The following is a 22,928-nucleotide window of genomic DNA, read 5'->3' as shown; positions in this document are numbered from 1 at the left end:
TGTAATAACGGGCGGTTCATTTCTCCGCCTCGCCCTTGCTGTCCGATCCGATCGCGAGCGCGGCGGGGATTCTCAAACCGACTATCTTCAGGGCGATCAGCCCACTGGTCGTCATGAGAAGGCCCGTCCAAGGGTGCGAGAACAGGAACATGGCACCGACGGCCGACCGGCGAACACCGAATACACCGGAGAACACCAACAATCCGACGACCTCATTCGTGCCTACGTGCCCGGGCGGTGTCGGGAGGATGTACGCGAGGTTGTAGAAGGTGTACCCGTAGAAGGCGACCCCGATAGGGATGGTGGTACCTACTGCCCGGAACGCCAGATAGCAAAAGAGCGCATCGAGGCAGGCGGCGACCGCGGTGTACATCGAGGCGATAAGCATGAGACGCGGCTGGCGAACCAGCCGCAACATCGTGTCGACGAACTGGGCGACGAACGGATTGACACGCTCGGACAGACGTCGGGGGAGCATGATGACCACGGCCCTGGAAATCCAGGCGAGCGCTCGATCCCTTCTCCAGGCGGCGAAGGTGAGCACGAAGATCAGGCCGACGAACCCAACCGAGGCCATGAGCAACATGAACCACAGAGCACCGCTCAGCTGGAGATGAGCAAAAGGCACCACCATGAGGAGCGCTACTCCCGGTAGCAGATCCATCGCCTTGTCCATGCTCACCGTCCCGAGCGACCGGCTCACAGGGATGCCGTTTGTTTGCCGGAGGATGGCGGTCTTGGCTAGCTCGCCGCCCTGGATTGGCAACGCCCAGTTCAGGAAGACCGCTACGAGATAGATCGACACGACTCTGTGAACTGGTACCTCATCCGGCGCGAGGAACCGACGCCAGCGGAGCGCGCGTACTGCGTACGCGCTGAGGAACACCAGCCCGCTGAGCAGCGCAACCCACGGGTTGAGATGCTCAACCCGGCGCAGGGCCGCACCGAGGTTGATGAACCTCAGGAAGACCAGCACGAGAGCAGCACCGATTAGAAGCCCGACGGTCATCCGGATGACGAGCCTGCGCCGGCCCGATGCTCGAGCAGGAACGACCTCCAGACGGGTCAAGTCGACGACTGTGGCGCCGGTCGCGACGTCCGAGCCCGGTGTCACAGGTGGGGCAGGAAGGTACACGACCTAGTCCGATGGGGGGCCTGCGCCCCCTGCGACCGGCGGCACGGCTCCGGTCGAACCGTCGCTGGCCAGTTGGGCGATCGTCGAGGGCTTGAAGAGCTTGAAGATCCGCTTCGCGGCATCCACAAGATGACCCGGGACTACATCGAAAGGCCTGATGGGACTGCTTCGATGGCGCGCCCCGCGCCACGGGGTAACCCGGCAAGTCATCGGGAATGAGAGCGGTTACACAGCCCCCTGATACATCTCATCGGCCCGGGTGCTTACGCCTCCGGGCCGCCCGGGCTACGTAGACGTCACGTCAACCCGGTCTGGCTCGTAAAGGCTTGGAGCGCAGATCACCGGCATGCTTCCCGTTTCCCAGCGGGCTTCCCGCTCCGTTAGTCCTGCCGGGGAGGTGGCCGTTCGTAACAGAAGGGTCAGGCTCAGCCAAGTCTCCGGCTGTCCAGTGACCGACGAGATCCCGGTAGAGTTTCGACTCGAGCACGAGCGACTCGTGCGTGCCCACAGCCGCCCGGACTCCGTCCATGACCAGGATTCGCTTGGCTCGACGGGCCGAGCTGATTCGATGAGCGACCACCACGACTGTCCCCCCGCGACGAGCAAAAGCGTTCTCGACTCGGGCTTCAGAGATCGGATCCAGGTGGCAGGTAGCTTCATCCAGGATGAACAGACGCGCCGGCGAGAGGTACGCACGAGCGAGGGTGACAAGCTGACGTTCGCCAGCTGACAGCGCCCGCGGGGCGAGCTCAGCCCGGTAGCCGCCCACCCTCTCAACTAGAGGTGTCATCCCAACGGCTGCCGCCGCGGCTTCCACCTCCGATTCACCCGCGTCGGGGCGCAGATAGACGAGATTATCCCAGAGGGTCCCTACGAAGACATACGCCTCCTGGGGTATCAACGACCGAGTGCTGGTCAGGACGACGTGGTCGAGCTCGCTGACAGGTTTCCCGCCGATTGTTATCCGGCCGGCTTGCGGCTCCAGGAGCCCGGCCATCAAGTTTGCGAGGGTCGATTTTCCCACCCCGCTGGGGCCGACGACGGCTAGATGATCGCCTGGCGGAATGTTGAGGTTGAGACCGTGGATCACTGGCTCGGGCCCGTACCCGAAGGAGACGTCGCTTAGCGTCACGCCTGGAACTTCGGCGCTCGATACTCTCGCACTGCCGTTCCCCTGATCCGGCTCCCCCGAGACCGCAGACCGGCGCGAGCCGTCGCCGCCCCGGCTAGCAGATACGCCAGCGTCCGTGCCGATAGCCTCCACGATTCGCTCCAGGGTGACGAGCAGCCATAGGCCGTTGCTTCCCACGCCGCGAATCAGCGCCTCGAGCGCTGGCTGCACACCTCGGAGAACGTACGTCAACGCGCCAAGGATGACCCCGATGGTCGCTCCGTTGCTCCTTAGCCACGAGCCACCAGCGAGGATCAGGACGACCGGCAGCCACCCGCCAAGCGCAATCGCGCCCGTCTGGACCGCGGTGAACCGCGCCACCTGGACCGTAGCGATGGCCTGCCTGCGGATCTCCTCGTCCGCACGTGTCGACGCGATGTCCTCCGCGCCCGACGCAACAATGTCCCGCAGACCGTCCACGAACTCACCCGTAGCCTCCGCGATCCGCTCCTCGACGAGCAGGGACAAACGACGCTGCGACGCGGTCCGCTTTAGAGCCACAACGAAGACCACAAGTCCGCCGAGCAACGGTGGCAGAACGAAGACAAGCACCGCAGGCATGAGGCTGAACAATCCGAGCAGTGCGCTCACGGCCGACACTACGAACGCCTGCGCGACCATGAAGACACTGGCATAGGCCTCCCGCGCGATCTCGATGTGCCGGGTCAGGCGGGCGACGGACCCGGTGTCCGAGCGGGACCCGGATGCACAGTCCCGGAGCGCTCCGCGCACCGCTGTGGTGACTAACTCATCGCGAAACGGTTCAGTCAGAGACGCGAGGCGCTGGTAGGCGCGCCGCCTTCCCCACGCTCCGACCAGCAGCGATGCGGCGAGAGCAACCAGCCACAATAAGCCCACGCGGGTGCTGTGGGCGAGAAAGCCATGGTCGATTGCTTGAGCTACCAGACGACCCGATAGCAGGGCCGGAATGGCCTGGATCGCTGACCAGCCAATGAGCGACCGCACGATTGGCATCCGAGCCTTCATCGAGCCGGCGAGGAGGCTCCGAATTAGTGGCCGCGACGAGGAACTGCTCATTGCAACCATCCCGACCGGGGCGATGCACTGGCGAGGTCCGTGTCTTCGTCTTCGCTATTGAAGAGCGCTCGGTAGGCTCGATCGTGCCAGAGCTCATCATGCGGAGCGACCTCTTGGATGCGTCCCTTGTACATCCAGACCACGCAGTCTGCTCGTGCGGCGGTGGACGCCCTGTGCGCTATGACGATCCGGGTTCGGTCACGCAGCTCCGTAGTAAGCGTCGAAGTGACCTCGTGTTCGGTGACCGTGTCAAGGCTGGCTGCAACATCGTCCAGGATGATTAAACGGCCGGCGTGGGCGAATGCTCTCGCCAATCCCACTCGCTGAGCCTCCCCCCCGGACATGGGAGCCTCTACAAGCGGGGTTTCGTATCCTCGTGGAAAATGGCGAATAAACCCGTCCGCCCGTGCAGCCTGGGCAGCCGCTTGAACTTCTCGCTCCGTCGGCTCGAACACACCCAATCGGATCGCCGCGCTGACTGTGTCACCGATGAGAGAGGGCCTCTCGAAACCGTAGGTAACTACGCTTCTCAGAAGGTGACGAGAGAGCTCGGAAAGCGACACGCCGTCGAGCAATACGTCACCCTCGTCCGGATCGACCATCCTTCCGGCGACCGCACCCAGGAGTGATTTTCCCGAACCCGAGGCACCAACAACCGCAACGAGCGTGCCTCCCGGCAAGACCAGGTTGATGCGGTCAAGGAGAACCAGATCGCCAGATCGAACTGTGACGTCGCGAAACTCGAGCCGACCGAGTCCGCTCGGAAGGTTTTGCGTGCCGTAGTTGCGGGTCTCCGTGTCGAGAAGCTCGGAAACTCGCCGAGCCGCTGCTCTGTCTCGAGTGATCCGAGATAACGAGGAAGATGTATGTCCGAGTGTCGCTGCCAGCACAACGTATTGGCTGGCGGCCAGCAGTTCGCCGGGGGTGATCCGGCCGTTGCTGACCTCCACGCCGGCGACTGCAAGGACGGCGACCTCCAGCAAGGAGACGATGACGGCGTTCTGGGTCATCAAAGTGATCTGGCTCCGCCACAGAGCCATGCCGTGTCCGCGGAGCTCGGGCAGATTGCGCAGAACCCGTTCCGCTTCACGATCAGCGGTCCCGGCCGCGGCTATCGTCCGGGCCCCTGATAAGGCCTCCACCAGGGTGTTGGCAATTTTGGCCTGCGTCGTCAGATAGTCATGCGCGATCCCGGCTGCTCGACGGGCGAAAAGCCGGACTAACAGCATAAGAATCGGAAGTCCGATCACGAAGGTGACGCACAGCCAGGGGTCGATTATTCCGAGCGCCACTAACGCTCCTGCCGACGGGATCACGTTCGCTACTGCTCGCACAGCGTCGGGAGCGACTCGCCCGACGTCGGCCGAGTTACCGGTTAGACGGCTCCCAATGTCCCCAGCGCCGAACCGCTCGACCGCCTTCGGTCCCGCCGAAAGGACCTGTCGGAACACGGCTCGACGCAACCAGGCGGTCGAATGGGCGGTCGTCTCGCCGGTCGCCAGATCCTCGGCCGCGTCCAGGCAGACCATAACGACGGCCAGCACGCCTAGCCAGGTGAGCCAAGACTTTGAGGCTCGGCCGAGCAATGCGTCGGTCGCGAGCCCGATCACCGCGGGCAGCACAACGTAGGCAGCGGCGAGTAGCAAAGCGCTCACAGCGAGCACTGCAAGCCAGGGCCCGCTTTGGCGGGTGGCAAGCAGGAGCAGCCGGTTAGCGGCCTTATGGTCCGCCTCGGCGGTTGGATCCTTCGCCCTTGCTGAGTCGATGGCGGGCATGCCCGGCTCTGCTGCCTCCATTAGCGCCGCTTCGTGTGGAACGATGTCTGGTGGAACCCCCGGTTGTCCGACCCTCTCAGGGGGGCACCGGCTGGTTCTGTGTGGTGGCTGGGACAGCCGCGGCCCCAAGTAGCGGCTGTCCCAGCTGGTCAATTCGCTACTAGCAGAGAAGAAGGCTCAACGTGCTTGGCCCTTCTCCAGCGGAACCGCCCAGGAAGCAGCCCTTGCTCGCACCGCTGTTCCGAGCTCCTGCTCCGCTGGCCGGCGCCTTCTGCTTCATGCTCTGAAGGTCGAGAACCGACATCCGTTCACCTCCTTTCCTTGCTCATTCCGATCTTGGTGGCCTAATGCCGGGGTTGCAGCGACTCTCGAGGAATGGGAGCGACACCGCTTTGTCGTGCAGCGCGGCGCCGAGGGACAGCAGCACTCCAGCTGTGCCACTCCCCAAATCCATCGAGAGTCGGAGAAGTTGCTCACCTGGGAACGCCAGATGGCCCTTGTAGGAGAGCGCGTGCCACGCGAGCCGTCGGATCTGCCCCGCCACAACGGGATCGTCGCCGCCCTGGCCGGGTGCTTGCTTGCGGGCCAAATACAGGATCATTCCCGCCCGACCGTAGAAAAGGCCCGGCTCGATGTAGAACTGCGACTCCGCGGCTCCCCGGATACGGACGGCGGCGTCGACAAACTGTTCCTCCTGGCGGTGGATGAGATAGTCGTCAAGGACCATGCCGATCCCAACGCTGCCCTCCCCCAGGTAAGGCATCGAGCGCCAACCCTCGTCGACATTCATGGCACCGTCATCCCGGATGATGCAGCGACGCAGGTCTTGACCGATCGCGGTCCGAGCAAGGTCTAGGAAGGCCGCCTCACCTGTTCGCTCGAACAGCCTCAAGTAAAACAACGCCGGGCCTGATGATCCCCTCAAGAGACCTGCGAAACCCGACTCACCGCCACTGATCTCCGGAACAGCCGTCTCCGACCCAAGCCGCCCTGACAAGGTGTCGGCTATGGACAGCACCTCACCCCACAAGGAGCTGTCCTCTATCGCCGTCGAAAAGTGCATCAGGGCCAACCCGATGCCGGCGAGTCCACCATAGAGATCTATTCCCAACTGGGCCCATTTCCCGCGCAGGTCGAGCATGGAAAGCTCCAAAACTTTCAACGCTTCCTCGCGCCGCCCCAGACGATCGAGGACGAAGGCAACGCCGATCAGACCGTCGTAGAAACCGTACCGCGTGCCAGTCGATGGGGACAGTGCATGTCGCAAAAGCCACTGCTCGTGTTCCTCACGACGCTCCGCCCCGGTAACGGCTAACGCGTAGAGCACTCCGGAGGCCCCGTGGGCGATGTTGAGCCCACCTTCGGCAAACTGCTTCACGTCGCCCGGAAACAGACGATCGTCGCGTTCGGGGGTGGCGCTGGCGATTATCGCCCGAGCGGCGGATGCTCGGGATGACAACCAGCCGTCGCAGCTCGGGTCAACGGACCAGCAAGAAGGAGCTCTGGGTCGGCGGCCAGGTGCGATCGTCGCGACCGCCTTCGTCAGGAACTTCTTCGGGACGGGGAACGCGTCGGCAATCACTCTTTTGAATTGGCCCACTTTGGCCGGCGCCAACCGCATGAGAGTCGGCAACGGAAGAAACAAATACAGGGCAAGACATCCGAGGGCATAGCGATCGACGTCGAATCCGGATCGATCAGGCGGAGACATGAACCCTGGATCAGCCATCGTCTGACGATCCCAGTCGGAAACAGGACTCGAAGCTTCAAAGTCGAGCAGCACCACGCCACCGTCCGGCGTCACCAAAACGTTGTTTGGATGGAGGTCCCCGATGACGATCCCTCGATCGTGGACGAGGTCGACAGCGGTTTCGACTCTTTCGTAGATATCGAGCGCCCAAGCCGTATAGGACGCGATCTCTTCGTCGGTCGGCGCCCAGGCAATCAACGGGTAGCGAGATACGAACGCTGAGTGCAAAGGCTCGCCATCAACTTTCTCCAACACGAGGAACCGATGGTCCCCAAGAGAGAAACCGTCGAGGACCTCCGGCACGATTCCATTCCCGGCCAGCCTTTGGAGGGTGTCGTGCTCTCTGGCCAGCCGGGTCACTGCGTCGGATCGGTCCAACGCGATGCCAGCGTGAGGGCGAGCTTCCTTCAGCACCACTGGGCGGTTGGTGCGCCGATCGACGCCTGCATAAAGCCCGCCTCCGTTGGAGAAATGAAGCGCTTCTTCTATCTGGTACGGCATTTCGTCGACGGTGACGGCGTTGCGGGCGGCAAGATGAGGACCCAGGAAATACGGCAGATCGAGCCAAGACGGAGGCTCGAATCGGGGTCCGCGCTTATCCGGAACCAGGCGACCGGTGGGATCCTCGATCGCGAGTACCTGCTCTCCCGACTCTCCGACGCAATATCGCTCGGCGAATCCGCCGTAGCGGACGTACAGCGGGCCGTCCCCCCATCTGAGATCGCTCAGTATGTAAGGACCCGGTTGCCCACCGAGCTTTTCGCCTAGTCCTTCGAGGATGCTCTGCAGCTCGGATTCATCGCGCGCGTATATCGCGGCGAACTTTCCGCTCGAGGCTCGGTCGGCGTATTTGCCGTTGCGCAACAAGAGCAGCTGAACGCTCCGGACAAACTTGAACGTCAACTTCCTGGCGACGCAGTAGTCGAATACGGCCTCGCCTATGTCCTCGGCATTGTCGAGACACGCCGAGACATGGACCTTCCAGCCCTGCAACGGCAGCTCAACAGGGTCCGGGGAATAGGCGAGCCAGTCACCCAGCTCTTCTCTCAGCCATCCTGACGGAACGGGTCGCTGCGCAGCGCGGAGGTCCGGATCGTTTGGTCTTCGCAGGTAGGGAGAGTCATAGAACGTCGGATCGACGAGGCAGTAGTGCTCGTAACCGCGATCCACTACTCCCACACCGCCGTTACGCAGGTACCGGGACGGCCACCGACAGTCGGCGAGCAGCCCTCTGAGCCAACGTGCATTGCTTCTCCCCAGCTCCACCGAAGGCGGATCGTCACCTACGATCGACACCTCTTGGAGTCGCCGCCGTGCCCTGCGACTTGTCCGCCTACTGGTGCAATGTTGTAGTACTTGGAGCTACCGGCTCAGTGTTGTAGGACCTCCCTCACCATCACGACCTAACTTCCCGCGCCGAGCGGTTGACGCCGGTAGATGGCAAAGAGCATAAATCGGATAAACCATCATTGCAATACCGATATGTTGCAAAACGCCCCTCCGCTGCCACGCTCAATAAGGTCAAGTGTGCGCCGGTAGTGAGAGGATAAACACACAGAGTGTCCGGCCGAGACAGCAGCGTTGGGCTGGAAGTGTGGGAGCTCCCAACCGCCCGGCATGTGCCAAAAAGGCATGTATCAAAGAGGAGACGAACCTCACGCTCTGGTTTGGCGAATTTCCAGTGCCCGAGGCGGAGGCATGGCCGAGGTCAAATGGAGCAAATATCGACAATTGGTCTTGATTTGGTGAGTCGCTTCGTCTCTAAACTACGCGTGGCTTTTCGCAGCAAACCTGGACAAACCTGAGCCACCTGCACGGGGAAGGGGTCAACCAGATTCGCGCACCCGGCGGCGAATCTCAGCGCCGTCGGGTGTGTAACACGCGTCAAAAGGAACTACTGGGCCGAATTTTCGGAAAGCCGGCCTAATCGGCTAAAACAGGTTCGCCAGCAAGCTGGGGGAAGCGATGGCGTTGAGACACAAGGTCGCGGTCGCGGCAATCGGCGGCGTGGTGTGGGCCGGAGCGCTCGCCGCGCAAGCCGGGGACTTGACTGTTCGGTCCCTCGCTTCGGCATCCCATGCAGGTGTCGCCGCATCATCGGTCGACGGCCTCCAAGCGGCGTCGACTGGCAACGTCGCCAAGCAGGACCGCGCGGCCGCGTTATCCGCTGTGGGCTCGGAGCCGGTGAGCACCGCTGCCTCCGCTGAACCGACGCCCCAACCGACTGTCGTTGCGGCAGGAGTGCCGTCCGCGAAGCAGTCGCCAGCTTCTCCAGCGACCAACCCGCCCGCGACATCCGCCTATGACGCCGGCGGTTCGATGTCCGGCTCGTCGACGGTCGGCCAGGTCTACCAACAGTCGACTCAGAACGGGTTCGGCTGCCAGGCTGCGCTGCAATACCTGGCGCAACACGCGAACCCAGAGTTCTCGTTGGTTTGCCCCGGGAACGCGATGGGCCATCAGGCGATGACCTGTTATCACCGCGATGGCGTGTGTCCCGACAGCGCGGAGATCGTGATCGCCGATCCTTGCCCCGCGGCCTACGAGAACGAGGCTTGGAACTCCTGGCACGTGGGCACCGGACCATACGATCCTTACGGCTGGTGCAGCGACTGGTCGGGTCAACAGGGACCGAGCGCACCGGCGCCCGCGCCGCTACCGCCCACGGGGGGCCCGGTTCCTCCAACAAACAGCGCCACCTCCGACAACGGTTGGTGGCAACCACCAACCGGCGCTTAAGAGCTAGCTACCGCTTCACTCTCCCGACGCGAGTGCGCCGGAATCTCCTGGATCCCAATCCCATCGCCCGGCGTCGCCCCACAAACGGTCGAACTGGTAGAACTCTCGAGCCTCATCGATGAACACGTGCACGACGAAGTCGCCATAGTCCATGAGTACCCAACGCGCATCGTCGAGCCCTTCGATCGCGAGCGGCGACCTGGACGACGCGAGCTTCACCTTCTTCTCAACCTCTTCGGCAATCGTGCGCACCATTCGCGGATTCGACCCACTGGTGATAACGAATGCGTCGGTGATGGCGAGAACCTTCCCTACCGACAAGATGATCGTGCCGGCACCGCCCTTCGACCAGGCTGCCCGGGCCGCGACCGCAGTCGCTTCTCGGACTTCATCCAACGTCGCCCGGTTTTCTACCGCCATCACTGCAGAACGCCCGCCGAGTGAGTCAAGTCAAACCTCCTGAAGATGAACCCAACCATTGCATCGCCAGCACCGCGACGGTCGCGGCCAAGGCGACGAACAGGACGAGAACGGCCAGGACCTCTTCGCGAACCAGCTTGCGTCGCTGCTCGAGCCGGCGGAGCCGGTCCCCGATCAAGACCTCGCCAGTGGGTATCTCTACCGACACCCCCACCGCGTCCGCTGGGGGCGCGGTGCTCGGCGAGTCGACCGTTGTCATCCACCCACAGCGTACATACGCCGCTGCCGGATGCAGTGGACTGCAGCCTCAGGTATCAAATAGTCGAGGGGCCTGCCGTCGGCGGCCCTGGCGCGCAGGTCGGTGCTCGAGATCTCGAGGTTGGGGACGGTGACTTCGACCACCCGCCAACCTTCCTTTTCGAGCTCGGCCGGGCGGCCCGCCCCGGGCCGGTTGACCACCACGAGAGTGGACAGCGCCTTGATCTCCTCCTGGCGCTCCCAGGAACGCAGCTCGCCGGCGACATCCCATCCGACGATCAGGAACAACTCGTCTCTCGGCGACGCGTCCCGCATCGCGGCCAGGGTGTCGGCCGTGTACGACGTGCCCCCGCGTTCGATCTCCATGCTGCCGGCCTCCAGGCCGGGCACGTCGCCCACCGCGGCTTCGACGATCGCCAGCCGATCGGCGGCGCTGCTGACCACCCGGGTCCCGGCCTTCTGCCACGGGACGTTTGCGACCATTAGCACCACCCGGTCGAGGTCGACGGCGTGCTTCGCGTTTATCGCTGCGACGAGGTGACCGACGTGGATGGGATCGAACGTGCCTCCGAAGATGCCGATCCGCTCGCGCATGACCGCCCGACGTTAGGAGATCCGGGGATCTGCTTTGCTATGAGGCTCCTCATCCGCCACGCTGGTGAGTCATGAGGACGTCTTGGGCTCCGTCGAGCTGGCGGGATTTTCCGGCGGAACAGCAGCCGGAATGGCCGGACGTGCACGCCCTCGATCAGGCGTTGAAGACGCTCGCCGGAATGCCCCCGCTCGTGTTCGCCGGCGAGGCCCGCAGCCTGAGGCAGGCCCTCGCAGAGGTCGCGGCGGGTGAAGCGTTCCTTTTACAGGCAGGCGACTGCGCGGAGTCTTTTTACGACTTCACCGCCGACAGCATCCGCGACAAGCTCAAAGTGATCCTCCAGATGGCCGTGGTCCTGACCTATGGCGCCGGCGTTCCTGTCGTCAAGCTCGGGAGGATCGCCGGCCAGTTCGCCAAGCCCAGGACTTCTGCAACCGAGATCGTCAACGGGCGGGAGCTGCCGAGCTTCCGCGGTCACGTCGTCAACGACGACGCGCCGACCGAATCGGCCCGCATCCCCGACCCGACCCGGATGCTCGCCGCTTACCACCAAGCCGCGTCGACGCTGAACCTTCTGCGGGCGTTCACCAAGGGCGGGTTCGCGGATCTCTCCCAGGTGCATACGTGGAACCAGCAGTTCGTCGCGCGGAGCACCGGGGGTCAGCAGTACGAGCAACTAGCCGGCGAGATCGATCGGGCCCTGCGGTTCATGCAGGCCTGCGGGATCAACATGTCCGGCGAGCGGCACCTCCAGGAGGTCGAGTTCTGGACCAGCCACGAAGCGCTGATCCTCGGCTTCGAGGAGGCGATGACCCGCAAGGACTCCCTCACCGGCGACTGGTACGACACGTCCGCGCATCTGGTGTGGGTCGGGGAAAGGACCCGGCAGCTGGGCGGGGCGCACGTCGAGTTCCTGTCGGGACTGTCCAATCCGGTCGCGGCGAAGATCGGACCGACGGCGACCCCCGAGGAGGTGGTGGCGCTGTGCGACGCGCTCGACCCCGACCGGGTCCCGGGGAGGCTCACCTTGATCAGCCGTATTGGCGCGGGACGGGTCGAGGCGGTCCTGCCCGCGCTGCTCGAGGCGGTCGGCGCGTCGGGGCATCCGGTCGTGTGGGCGTGCGACCCGATGCACGGCAATACATACAGCAGCCCCGGCGGTAGGAAGACCAGGCACTTCGACCACGTGCTCGCCGAGATCCGGGAGTTCTTCGGCGTCTGCCGCCAGGAGGGGGTTTGGCCGGGTGGGGTACACGTGGAGCTCACCGGTGACAACGTCACCGAGTGCCTCGGCGGTACCGAGGAGGTCCTCGAGAACCAGCTCGAGCTGCGCTACACGACCACTTGCGACCCCCGCCTAAACGGCAGCCAGTCCCTCGACCTGGCCTTCCAGGTCGCCGATTTGCTCCGCAGATAAATTAAAACCCTCAAAAGTTGATTAACACAGTCACATTTGGTTGACTGGCCTTGTGGAGACGACCCAAATAGGGACGACTGGACAAACGCGCAAGCCGATCGATCCGGAGCTGGCGGAGGACATCGCCAAGTTCGAACGGCTCCTCGCCGACCACCTGGCCGGCAGAGTGGACGAGGATGCCTTTCGTGTATTCCGATTGAACAACGGCATCTACGGCCAGCGCCAGGGCGGGCACAACCAGATGGTCAGGGTGAAGATGCCGTACGGGAACGTGACCGCCGAGCAGCTCGAGCTGCTGGGCAGCGTCGCCGACCGCTACAGCCGCGGCTGGGGGCACATCACCACCCGCCAGAACATCCAGTTCCACTTCGTCCAGCTCGAGAACGTGCCGGCGCTGCTGCGCGAGTTCGCGGAGGTCGGCATGACCACGCGCGAGGCCTGCGGCGACACCGTGCGGAACGTGATGGGATGCCACCTCGCCGGCGCCTGCCCGTACGAGGTGCTCGACATCAGCCCGTGGGCCGAGGCGACCTTCCGGCACTTCCTGCACCACCCCTACGCGCAGCGGCTTCCCCGCAAGTTCAAGATCAACTTCTCCGGGTGCATGACCGATTGCGGCCAGGCGATGTTCAACGACGTCGGCGTCGTGGCGGTCTCCCGTCCCCGTCCCGACGGAACGGTCGAGCCGGGATTCCGGGTGTTCATGGCCGGAGGCCTCGGCGCAAACCCCCACCCTGCCCAGGCACTCGAGGAGTTCACCGCCCGGGAGGACCTGCTTCCGACGATCGAGGCGATCCTCCGCACGTTCGATCACTTCGGGAACCGGTACAACAAGCTGCGCGCCCGCCTGAAGTGGGTAGTCGACGAGCTCGGCATCGACGAGCTGCGCCGGCGGGTCCTCCGGGAACGGCAGCTGCTGCTCGCCTCGTCGACCTGGCCGGGAGGCATCCCCTCCATCGTCGAGGAGCTGGGCGACGCCCCCGCCGGTGTCGCCACCGGCCTCGACCCGACCCCTCTGGGTGTTCCGGTCACGCTGAGGGTCGACTCGAAGGCCGACCCGTACACCCGGTGGGAGTCCACCAATGTGGTTGTGGGTGCCGCCAAGGGCACCGTTTCGGCGATCGCGTACGCCCGGTTGGGTGACATCACCTCCGACCAGTTCCGCGCGCTGGCCCAGATCGTCCGGGACTTCGGTGTGACCGTCCGGGCCACCAACCGACAGAACCTGGCGTTTCGGGACCTCACGGCCGAGCAGCTCCCCGACCTGTACCGCCGTCTCGAGGAGATCGGCATGGCCGAGCCGGGTGCGGAGCTGGCCCGCGACGTCGTGGCCTGCCCGGGAGCCGACACCTGCAACCTGGCGGTGACCCAGAGCCGGGGCCTCGCCGACGACATCGGTCGCGCCCTCGAGGAGGCCGGCCTCGCCGACGTCGGAGGAGTGCGAATCAACATCTCCGGGTGCACGAACAGCTGCGGGCAGCATCACGTGGCGGATATTGGTTTTTACGGGGCAGAGCGGCGGGCGCACGGCCGGCCGGCGCCCGGGTACCAGCTCCTGCTCGGCGGGCGCATCGGCAATACGGAGGTCGAGTTCGGCCAGCGCGCCCTGCGCCTCCCCGCCAAGGCTGCGGCCGAGGCGACGGTGAGGCTGGTGGGCCGTTTCGCCGAGGAACGCGGCGCCGGCGAGGCGTTCGCCGGATGGATGGAGCGGGCCGGCGGGGTGAAGGCCATCGCCGCCGAGCTCAAGGACCTCGACGAGTGGCCCGAGCCCGACGAGCGACCCGACTATTACATCGACTTCGACGAGACCGGCCCGTTCTCGGGCGAGGTCGGCGAAGGCGAGTGCGCGGCGAGCTGAGCGGAACCGGATACGAACTCGACCATGACCAGCCTGCTCGGCACCGGCACCCACCTACACGCTCCTGACTTCAGCGACGAGGAGCTCGCCGCCCTGAACCGCGAGTTCGAGCACCTCCCCGCCCAGGCGGTCATCGAGTGGGCGGTCGAGCAGTTCCACCCCTTCATGTGCCTGTCGGCGTCGATGACCGACGCGGTCCTTATCGACCTGGCCGTGAAGGTGGAGCCGTCGATCGAGGTGGTGTTCATCGACACCCGTTACCACTTCCCCGAGACCCTCGAGACCGTCGAGCTGGTCCGGAAGCACTACGGCCTCAACCTGCGGGTGCTGACCGTCCCGCCCCAGCCGGTCGAGCTGTGGAAGCAGGACCCGTCCAACTGCTGCTCGGTAGCCAAGATCGAGCAGCTCGACCGTGCGCTGGTGGGGAAGCTGGCCTGGATGAGCGGGCTCCGCCGTGCGGAGGCGCCCACCCGGGCGACCGCCCCGATCGTGGCCAGGGATCTCCGCGGCCTAGTGAAGGTCAACCCCATCGCCACCTGGACCGATCTAGACGTGAGTGGCTACATCGCCGACCACGACGTCCCCGTCAACCCGCTCCTTTCGAAGGGCTACCCCTCCATCGGCTGCTGGCCGTGCACCCAGCCGGTCGCCGAGGGCGACGACCCGCGCTCGGGTCGCTGGACCGGGCAGGACAAAACGGAGTGCGGCCTGCACCTATAGCTGCTCTCAGCAGCTAGCTGCTAGCCTGCCCCGCCGGGCGGAGGCGGAGGTCAAAGAGGCATACGGTACTGACCGTCGAAGAATTCGCGGGTTTCATGTCAAGGGCTAGATCCAACCGGCTTCCCCCGGTTCGTCCGGGGCGTCCAGCGGCAGGCGCGCTCGCCCCAGGGGCGGTGCTCGCCACACTCGCCACACTGGCCACACTCGCCTCACTCGCCGCCGTGACCGGCCTCGTGCTCGCCGGGATCCCAGCGGCATCGGCGTCGCCCGGCACGTCAAATCAGGTGCTACCCGGGCAGACACCCAGCCAGACCACTCTTCCTCCTTCCCCGCTGCCGGGCCCGACGACAACCGCACCTCCCCCCTCCACCACCGCGCCCTCGACCACCACGACGACAACGATCCCCAAGGGGACCGGGGTTCCCTCCGTGCCGGTCGCCGGACCGCCGACTACGCCCCCGCCGAAGGGCGCTCCTCCGCCACCTCCTCCCGACCCCAACCCGATCCTCACCGCGGTCGACGCCGACCTCACCCAGCTGACCGCGATAGGCGACTACAAGCAGGCCCAGGCGACCGTGACCTCGATGCAGCAGGGGGTGACCTCCGCCGGCGCCGAGTTGCAGTCAGCCCAGAACGTCCTCGCCTCGGCGGTGAAGTCACAGCAGGACGCCGCCGGCCGGGTCGGGGACGCCTCGAAGCGACTCGAGCACCTGGCGATCGCCGCCTATGTCGGGCTCGGTTTCGCGTCGCCGGCGGCGGGGCCGCAGGGCGTCGGCAACCAGGGTCTGTCGACAGTCAAGTCCCCGGGAGGGCTGAGCGGGGAGCTGGCCGGTGACGCGCAGGAGATGCTCAAGCTGGTCGCCGAGCGGGTGCGCCACGATCTGGCCGACACCAAGAAGGGACTGGAGAAGGCCGAGCAGGTCACCGCTTTTGCCAACGCCGGGGTCCAGCAGGCGCAGGCGGCGGTGGCCGTCGCCCAGAACAACCTGCAGTCCAGTCAGCAGACCCTCGCAGTTGTTACCCAGGCTGCCACCGTTCCAGGAGCGGCGGCCGAGATCGGGCTGCTCGCCATCCCGAACGGTCAACAAGCGACCGACGCGCCGACCACCACTGCCCCGGGCAGCCCACCGGCCGGCGACGGCTCGTCGGGAGGCGTTCCGACCATCTCGACCACCACCACGAAACCGGGCAAGCCGCCAGGTCGTGGGTCGCCGGGCAGCGTCGCCGCGTCGGTCACCCTCCCGCCGCCGGTTTCGCCTTCGATCCTCGGGGCTTCGATGCTCACCCAGGACGAGCTCGCTGCTTGGTTCGCCAGCACCAGCCACAACGCGAACGTCACGGTGCCGATCCAGCAGCTCGCCGCCGACTACCAGCAGGCGGGCATCACCACCGGGGTGCGCTTCGACGTTGCGTTCGCCCAGTCGGTCGTCGAGACCGGCTACTTCTCGTTCCCGTCCTACGGGCAGCTGACCCCCGCCGACAACAACTTCGCCGGTATCGGCGCATGCGACTCCTGCGCTCACGGGTGGCGTTTTCCTGACGCCCTCACCGGTGTCAGCGCCCAGATGGAGCTCCTCGAGTCCTACGCCTCAACGACGAAGGTGGACACGCATCTCATCGGCAACGTTGGCGTCGGCGGTTGCTGCCCGACGTGGATGGCGCTCGCCGGGAAATGGGCGTCCAGCCTGGAGTACGGCATCTCGATCATGACCGTCTACCAGCAGATGCTCGCGTGGGTGATCCCGCAACGGTTGCAGGCCGCCGGGCTCACCGCGCCGGCGCCGCCGGCGGCGTCGACGAAGGGCCCGTCGCTCGCGGTTTTGCCGCAGCCGCACTGACGAACCGTCAGTAGTACGCCGGAACCTGGGCGATCCGGGCGAGGACCCAGTCGTACGCGCCGGAGCTGATCGGCGCCTTGCAGTACTTGCACACGCCGGCGAGGTCGAGGTCCAACGGGGCGCCGCAGTTCGGGCAGTGAGCCGTCATCGTCCCCGCCGGCTTGGTCGTCGCGGAGGAAGAACGCTGGAAGGTCCAGTCCTCCATCCAGTTCTCGACCGCTCGGTTGCCGCGCACGACCTTGCCCGACTGGTCGTCGACGTCGTAGTCGGCGCAGCAGGCGGTGACTCGCACGGTGATGGTGTCGTAGGTCGCGTCGCTGTGCGCGGCGATGACCGACAAGTCGGCGACGGCGAGGTCCTCGAGCACGTTCCGCTTGTGCGCGTCGACGTAGCCCTGAATCTGAACCTTGTGCTGCTGCCACAAACCGTCGGCCATCACCTGCCGGCTCATGTCCGGCTTGCGCTGGCTCCACGCTTCCTGGACGATGAAGAACGTCCGCTGCGCCTGCTCGAGGAACGCCTCCCGGTCGAAGTCAGGGTCGTGGGCGGTGATCGCAGCGAGCCCCTCGGCGGAGTTTTCCGGATGCATTGCAGTGTCGGCGGTCCCGGGAAAAAGGTCCCCGCGAACACTGTTGATCGCCGGCTGATCGGAATGGGACCAGTCGGTTGCCGACGGGGGTGAGGGCGGCGCGCCGCGATCGTCGTCAAACGACCTGCCGAACTGGCTTCCCCCGCCGCCGATGCGGCGGTTCATGCGCGGCCTTATCACGGCGAAGAAGATGAACAGCAGGATGAGGATCAGGATGAAGATCCCGAATCCGGCGCCTGCGCCTCCGCCCCCGCCGCCGGGGAAGAAGAAGAAACCGCCGCCGCCGCCGTAGGAGCCACCGCCTCTACTGCCCCCACCTCCGCCGAAACCGTGCCCCCCACCGGCACGTTCGACGATCGCGGTCGCAAGGAGGCTCATCTCAGCTTTCGGTTGGACTTTCCGGAGTGACGGCCGTGCCGCACGACGCGCAGAACTTCGCGCCGGGGGCCAGTTCGGTTCCGCACGACGCGCACGCGGCGGGCCCCGCCTGTTCGGCTGCGAGCGCGGTGCCGCAGGACGAGCAGAACTTCGCGCCTGGTGCGTTTTCTGCTTGGCAGTTCGAGCAAACCACCGCCGCCGGCGCGAGCGACGTGCCGCACGACGAACAGAACTTCGCGCCCGTCGCGTTCTCGGTATGGCAGTTCGGGCACTCGACGCCCTGCGCGCCCTGCTGCGACACCGATTGGCCAGCAAAACCAGCTCCGCCCCCGACAAATCCTGGGCCCGCCGGCGGGGTCGGCCCCGGCTGAGTCGAAGCCGCTCCGCCCGCCGCGCCCATACCCGCGGCGATGAACGCTCCGCCGACTCCGCCGCCGCCCTTGGCCATCCCTTCTCCCGCGCCGATCTGCATCTCGCCGGCGGCGTACTGGTTGAAGCTCCCCGCGAGACGCGAGTAGGCGGTGTCCTTCGCGAGCGTCTTCAGCTGTGCCTCGTCGGCATCGGACAGGTTGATGTCGAAGTTACCCATGCGGATCAGCGCGACGCCGTAAGGCTGGAGTTGGCCGTTCGCGGCGGCGATCACTTCCTTCTCGATGTCGGGCGTGTACGCCGAGAGACCGAGGATCGGCCATCCGTTGCGAACGATCTGAACCGTCATGTGGGTGCGCATGACCTTGAGTAGTTGGTCGCTGACCCATCCGGTGATCGCGTCGTTGTCTGCGACGTTGACCGTCCCGGTCAAGTTGGTGATCAGGGCCGCGGGATCCTTCACCTGAACCGAGTAGTCACCGAAGACGCGCAGGGTGACGATCATCCCGGTTTGCGGGTCCTGCACGTCGTCGATCCGGCCGCCGAAGGTGTTGCCGGGGTACTCGCGCGTTCCGACGAAGTACAGCTCGGCGCGATACGCCCTGCCGCCGGTCGCCGCGTCGATCAGGATGCCGAGCCCGGGCAACTCGTCGGCGTCGACCTCGTGGCGGCCGGGGCCCATGGTCGCGACCACCTGGCCGGTGTTGACGAACAGCGCCATCTCGTCGGCGTTGACGATCGCCTTGGTGTAGCGGCGGATGCTGACGTCCGGCCACTTGTAGACGATCTGATTCTTGCGGTCGTCCGGTACCGCTATGAACTCACGTCCGAGAATGGCCATGGCTGATCCTGTTCCTTCTCTCTGTCCAACTCTCTGTACAGATTCGGGGGGCTCGCACAAGGCTTGCCCCTTACGAATCAGGGTAGCGAGCGTCGCCCTTCCTAAGGTGATCGACGCCCCGAAATCAACCTTGAGATGTATGCCCGCCGGCCTGCTCGCCGCCTTTTTGGTGGTGGCTTTCGCGGTTTGGGCGGGCGGTTTCAGCAGCGGAAGGTCGAAACCCACACCCAAACGCGAAATCTACGCCCAGAAAGCGCTCACAGCTGCTCCCCGAGCACCACCCAACGGCTGCTCCGTGTGCGGGCAAGCATCCCGACCAGCCGCACGCCGACGAAAGCGGTCAGTCCCGCCCACACGCCGCCGATCCCCCAGTGCCAGTGCAGGGCGGCCAGGTTGATCGGAACGAAGGCGCCCAGAGCGGCGACCAGCGTGAGCGTGCGCATGAAGCGGACATCGCCGGCGCCGATCAGCACCCCGTCCAAAGCGAACACCAGCCCCGCCGCCGGCTCCATGCCGACGAACCACGGCCACAGCTCGTGGCACTGCTTCAGCACCGCCGGCGACGAGGTGAACGCCTGCGGCAGGAGGTACCAGCCGGCGGCGAGGAAAACCCCGAAACCGACCCCCGCCCACAGACCGTAAACCCCTACCTGCCACGCCGTGCGCCGCGCGGCCTCCTCGTCACGACCGCCGAGCGCCGCGCCCACCAATGACTGCGCCGCAATGGCGAAAGAGTCCAGCACCAGCGCGGCGAACTCCCACAGCTGCAGCGCGATCTGGTGAGCAGCGACCTGAGCCGTCCCCATCCTCGCGGCGACGCCCGCAGCAGAGAGGAACGCCGCCTGAAAACCGACGTTCCGCAACATCAGGTCGCGCCCCACCACTAGCTGCCTGCGCATGACCGCCCACTCCGGCCGCATCCCAACACCGGTACGCAACAGGGCCCGCACGAACAGAAACCCGCCCACCGCCTGGCCGGCGACGTTCGCCACCGCAGAGCCGCGCAGTCCGAGGCCGGCGCTGTACACCAGCAACGGAGAGAGCGCTGCCGACACACCGTTGGCGGCGAGAACGATCCGAACCGGCTGGCGGGTCTCCTGAATCCCGCGCATCCAACCGTTCCCGCCGAGCACGAGCATCACTCCCGGAAGGCCGACCACGGCGATCCGGAACCAGGACTCGGCGGCCTGCTGCACCGGCGAGCCCGAGTGCCCGGCAAGCAGGCTCGTCAACGGACCCGCGAGCGCTTCGCCGAGGGCGATCGAGGCGACTCCTATAGATAGAGCCAGCCACCCGGCCTGCACCCCCTCGTTCACCGCCGCGTCGCGCTGGCCGGCGCCGTACCACCTGGCCGCCCGGCTGGTGGTCCCGTACTCGAGAAACGTGCCCAGGAGCAGGACCAGGGTCATGAGCGCCGCGCCGACACCTAGCCCGGCCAGCGGTTTCGGACCGAGATGACCGACAACCGCCGTATCGACCAGCAGGTACAACGGCTCCGCCGCCAGCACCACGAACGCCGACCCCGCCAAGGCCAGTATTCGCCGTGGGGCCGCACCGTCCATCCGGCCCAGTGTTACGGACGGGCGTGGGGCTGGGGTCCCACGCTCCGGAGGAGGCTGGGGCTGGGGCCCCGTCCGGGCCGGTGTTACGGACGGGCGTGGGGCTGGGGTCCCCACGCTCCGGAGGAGGATGGGGCTGGGGCCCCGTCCGGGCCGGTGTTACCGAACGGGCGCCGCTCAGGACCCTCTCGGTAAGCTGGGACGCCGTGCCATTCGGGCACCAAGAGCATCAAAGGATCTGACACGTGAGCGACGCTGCGCCGAGCCGGTTCGAGTCCCCCGCCTCAGTCCGCGAAGGGCTGCGACGAGTCGACTACCTCGCCGACGAGGGCATCGCCGGGGTGGTCTACCTGGCCGAGCGGCTGGGCAAGCCGGTGCTCATCGAAGGCCCGGCGGGAACGGGAAAGACGCAGCTGGCCAAGTCTGTGGCGGAGCTGACCGGCTCGCGCCTGATCCGTTTGCAGTGCTACGAGGGGCTCGACGAGTCGAAGGCGCTCTACGAGTGGAACTACAAGAAGCAGCTCCTTCGCATCCAGGCGCAACGGGTGTCCGAGTCCGACGGGCCGACCAGCTGGGCCGACATAGAGGAGGACATCTTCTCGGAGCCGTTCCTGCTCACCCGGCCGCTGCTCGAGGCGATCCGGGCGGACGATCCCGTGGTGCTGCTCATCGACGAGGTCGACCGGGTCGAGGTCGAGACCGAGGCGCTCCTCCTCGAGATTCTCTCCGACTACCAGGTGTCGATTCCCGAGCTGGGCACGGTGAGCGCGACCCAGATCCCACTCGTGTTCCTCACGTCGAACAACACCAGGGAGCTCTCGGAAGCCCTCAAGCGGCGGTGCCTGTTCCTGCACATCGACTACCCCGACATCGACCGCGAGCGCGAGATCGTGCTCACCCGGGTTCCCGGCATCTCCGAGTCGCTCGCCGATCAGGTGGTGCGCATCGTTCGCTCGATCCGGAACCTGGAGCTGAAAAAGGCTCCGTCGGTGTCCGAAACGCTCGACTGGGCACGCACGCTCCTGCTGCTGGGCATCCAATCGGTCGACGCCGACACTGCCACCGAGACCTTGCACATCCTGTTGAAGTACCAGTCCGACATCGAGAAGGCGGCGAAGGACCTCGCCGGCTCGTCTTCTCCGGCGCGGTGAGCGCAACCCTTCCGGAGGGGAGCTCGGCGGGGCTGCTGGAGTCGTTGTCCGGGTTCGTGAAGGAGCTGCGGACTGCGGGAATCCCGGTGAGCCTCACCGAAAACCTCGACGCTATGGAGGCGTTGCGCCACATCCCGCTCGAGGACCGCGACGCGTTCAAGTACGCACTCGCCGCGACGCTCGTGAAGAACAACGCCCACTGGAAGGCCTTCGAAACCGTCTTCGAGGTCTACTTCTCGATGCGCGGCCGGGAGTACAAGCTCACCGGCGACGAGGCCTCGAGTCTCGACGACCTGATCCAGGACATCCTCGGATCACGCGAGGGCGAGTCCGCATCAGGAAGCACCGAAGGCTTGACTCCGGAGCAGCTCGCGGAGCTGCTGTTCAAGGCGCTGATGGACGGCAACGACGCGATGCTGCGCGCGATCGCCCGCGCAGCGGTCACCCGGTTCGCGGGCATGGAGCCGGGTCGTCCCGTCGGCGGCACCTATTACCTGTACCGCACCCTCCGCCAGCTCGATCTCGACGCGGTGCTCGACAGGATGATGGAATCGGCCAGAAACCGTGCACCGGGCGAGCTGACCGAACTCGAGGAGCGGCTCGCCAAGGAGGAGTACGAAGCGCGCCTGGACGCTCTGCGGCGCGAGATCGAAGCCGAGATCCGCCGGCGCCTGGTCGCCGACCGCGGAGCCGAAGCGGTCGCCAAGTCTTTGCGCAAGCCGCTTCCCGAGGACATCGACTTCATGCACGCGAGCAGGGAGGAGCTGGTCGCTCTCCGCAAGGCGATCGCTCCATTGACACGGAAGCTGGCCGTCCGTCTTGCCCGCAAGCGTCGTCACGGCCGCAAGGGGCCGCTCGACTTCCGCAACACCATGCGTCACTCTTTGTCATACGGAGGCGTCCCTGCCGATCCCAAGTTCCGCTATCCCCGGCCGTCGAAGCCGGAGATCGTGGTGATCGCCGACATCTCCGGTTCGGTCGCCGCCTTCGCGCGGTTCACGCTGCAGATGGTGTACGCAATCAGCTCGCAGTTCAGCCGGGTCCGGTCGTTCGTCTTCATCGACGGCATCGACGAGGTCACCGACTACTTCAAGGGCAACGAGGACATCGGCCTCGCCATCCACCGGATCAACACCGAGGCCGACGTGATCTGGGTCGACGGCCACTCCGACTACGGCCACGCCTTCGAGACCTTCTGGGACCGCTGGGGACGCGAGGTCAACCCGAAGACGACGGTCCTGCTCCTCGGCGACGCCCGCAACAACTACCACGCCGCCCAGGCCTGGGTCCTCGCCGAGATGTCGAAGAAAGCGCGCCACGTGTACTGGCT

At 65.7% G+C, this 22,928-nt stretch carries 18 protein-coding genes; 7 read left to right on the top strand and 11 right to left on the bottom strand.

Translation table 11 applies throughout. The features are described from left to right. Window positions 1–16: 16 nt before the first annotated feature. From VFZ97_18520 to lanKC, 5 genes are all read right to left on the bottom strand, one after another. A complete protein-coding gene (locus VFZ97_18520) occupies window positions 17–1,114 on the bottom strand; it encodes a lysylphosphatidylglycerol synthase transmembrane domain-containing protein (protein HEX6395436.1) in 1,098 nt (365 codons plus the stop codon). 322 nt (window positions 1,115–1,436) lie between these two features. Further along, window positions 1,437–3,344 carry an ABC transporter ATP-binding protein gene (locus VFZ97_18515; protein HEX6395435.1) on the bottom strand — a complete coding sequence of 636 codons (1,908 nt, stop codon included), beginning with the start codon at window positions 3,342–3,344 and terminating at the stop codon, window positions 1,437–1,439. Continuing rightward, window positions 3,341–5,140: an ABC transporter ATP-binding protein gene (locus VFZ97_18510; GenBank protein HEX6395434.1), complete on the bottom strand. Its 1,800-nt coding sequence runs from the start codon at window positions 5,138–5,140 to the stop codon at window positions 3,341–3,343. Before VFZ97_18510 ends, VFZ97_18515 begins: the two co-directional genes overlap by 4 nt. Before the next feature lie 139 nt (window positions 5,141–5,279). Then, a complete protein-coding gene (locus VFZ97_18505) occupies window positions 5,280–5,423 on the bottom strand; it encodes a SapB/AmfS family lanthipeptide (protein ID HEX6395433.1) in 144 nt (47 codons plus the stop codon). A gap of 21 nt (window positions 5,424–5,444) precedes the next feature. Then, window positions 5,445–8,165: a class III lanthionine synthetase LanKC gene (gene lanKC, locus VFZ97_18500; GenBank protein ID HEX6395432.1), complete on the bottom strand. Its 2,721-nt coding sequence runs from the start codon at window positions 8,163–8,165 to the stop codon at window positions 5,445–5,447. Window positions 8,166–8,834: 669 nt separating this feature from the next. On the opposite strand from lanKC, the gene VFZ97_18495 reads away from it, so the two are divergent. Next, the gene (locus tag VFZ97_18495) at window positions 8,835–9,608 is read left to right on the top strand and encodes a hypothetical protein (GenBank protein HEX6395431.1); all 774 of its coding nucleotides are present in this window, start codon (window positions 8,835–8,837) and stop codon (window positions 9,606–9,608) included. A gap of 15 nt (window positions 9,609–9,623) precedes the next feature. Here VFZ97_18495 and rsfS read toward each other — a convergent pair whose 3' ends face one another. The 3 genes from rsfS to nadD are packed head-to-tail and all read right to left on the bottom strand — an operon-like array spanning window position 9,624 to window position 10,880. Next, a complete protein-coding gene (rsfS, locus tag VFZ97_18490; protein HEX6395430.1) occupies window positions 9,624–10,028 on the bottom strand; it encodes a ribosome silencing factor in 405 nt (134 codons plus the stop codon). A 25-nt stretch (window positions 10,029–10,053) separates the two neighbouring features. After that, window positions 10,054–10,287 carry a hypothetical protein gene (locus VFZ97_18485; GenBank protein ID HEX6395429.1) on the bottom strand — a complete coding sequence of 78 codons (234 nt, stop codon included), beginning with the start codon at window positions 10,285–10,287 and terminating at the stop codon, window positions 10,054–10,056. After that, the gene (gene nadD / locus VFZ97_18480; protein ID HEX6395428.1) at window positions 10,284–10,880 is read right to left on the bottom strand and encodes a nicotinate-nucleotide adenylyltransferase; all 597 of its coding nucleotides are present in this window, start codon (window positions 10,878–10,880) and stop codon (window positions 10,284–10,286) included. The genes VFZ97_18485 and nadD overlap by 4 nt, the downstream gene beginning before the upstream one ends. Before the next feature lie 71 nt (window positions 10,881–10,951). On the opposite strand from nadD, the gene VFZ97_18475 reads away from it, so the two are divergent. The 4 genes from VFZ97_18475 (at window position 10,952) to VFZ97_18460 (ending at window position 16,711) form a co-directional block, all read left to right on the top strand. Then, complete coding sequence (locus tag VFZ97_18475) at window positions 10,952–12,295, top strand: 3-deoxy-7-phosphoheptulonate synthase class II (GenBank protein HEX6395427.1); 1,344 nt, start codon at window positions 10,952–10,954, stop codon at window positions 12,293–12,295. 52 nt (window positions 12,296–12,347) lie between these two features. Then, window positions 12,348–14,153 carry a nitrite/sulfite reductase gene (locus VFZ97_18470; protein HEX6395426.1) on the top strand — a complete coding sequence of 602 codons (1,806 nt, stop codon included), beginning with the start codon at window positions 12,348–12,350 and terminating at the stop codon, window positions 14,151–14,153. Window positions 14,154–14,177: 24 nt separating this feature from the next. Next, window positions 14,178–14,873, top strand: coding sequence for a phosphoadenylyl-sulfate reductase (locus VFZ97_18465; protein ID HEX6395425.1), 696 nt, complete (start codon window positions 14,178–14,180; stop codon window positions 14,871–14,873). Between the two features lie 95 nt (window positions 14,874–14,968). Beyond that, a complete protein-coding gene (locus VFZ97_18460) occupies window positions 14,969–16,711 on the top strand; it encodes a hypothetical protein (protein HEX6395424.1) in 1,743 nt (580 codons plus the stop codon). A gap of 7 nt (window positions 16,712–16,718) precedes the next feature. Here VFZ97_18460 and VFZ97_18455 read toward each other — a convergent pair whose 3' ends face one another. The 3 genes from VFZ97_18455 to VFZ97_18445 form a co-directional block, all read right to left on the bottom strand. Then, the gene (locus VFZ97_18455; GenBank protein HEX6395423.1) at window positions 16,719–17,678 is read right to left on the bottom strand and encodes a transporter; all 960 of its coding nucleotides are present in this window, start codon (window positions 17,676–17,678) and stop codon (window positions 16,719–16,721) included. 1 nt (window position 17,679) lies between these two features. After that, window positions 17,680–18,888, bottom strand: a complete 1,209-nt coding sequence (locus VFZ97_18450; GenBank protein ID HEX6395422.1) for an SPFH domain-containing protein — start codon at window positions 18,886–18,888, stop codon at window positions 17,680–17,682. Between the two features lie 257 nt (window positions 18,889–19,145). Continuing rightward, window positions 19,146–20,450 (bottom strand): MATE family efflux transporter, encoded by a 1,305-nt coding sequence (locus VFZ97_18445; GenBank protein HEX6395421.1) that lies wholly within the window; start codon window positions 20,448–20,450, stop codon window positions 19,146–19,148. Window positions 20,451–20,692: 242 nt separating this feature from the next. Between VFZ97_18445 and VFZ97_18440 the strand changes: the two genes are divergently transcribed. Continuing rightward, window positions 20,693–21,598 carry a MoxR family ATPase gene (locus VFZ97_18440; GenBank protein HEX6395420.1) on the top strand — a complete coding sequence of 302 codons (906 nt, stop codon included), beginning with the start codon at window positions 20,693–20,695 and terminating at the stop codon, window positions 21,596–21,598. After that, the coding region (locus tag VFZ97_18435; protein HEX6395419.1) for a VWA domain-containing protein at window positions 21,595–22,928 on the top strand (1,334 nt) is incomplete at its 3' end. The genes VFZ97_18440 and VFZ97_18435, both read left to right, overlap by 4 nt.

The sequence above is a fragment of the Acidimicrobiales bacterium genome (assembly GCA_036378675.1).
Taxonomy (GTDB): Bacteria; Actinomycetota; Acidimicrobiia; order Acidimicrobiales; family Palsa-688; genus DASUWA01.
The sequence above is the reverse complement of the archived record's forward strand: the minus strand, read 5'-3'. Positions and strand labels throughout refer to the sequence as shown.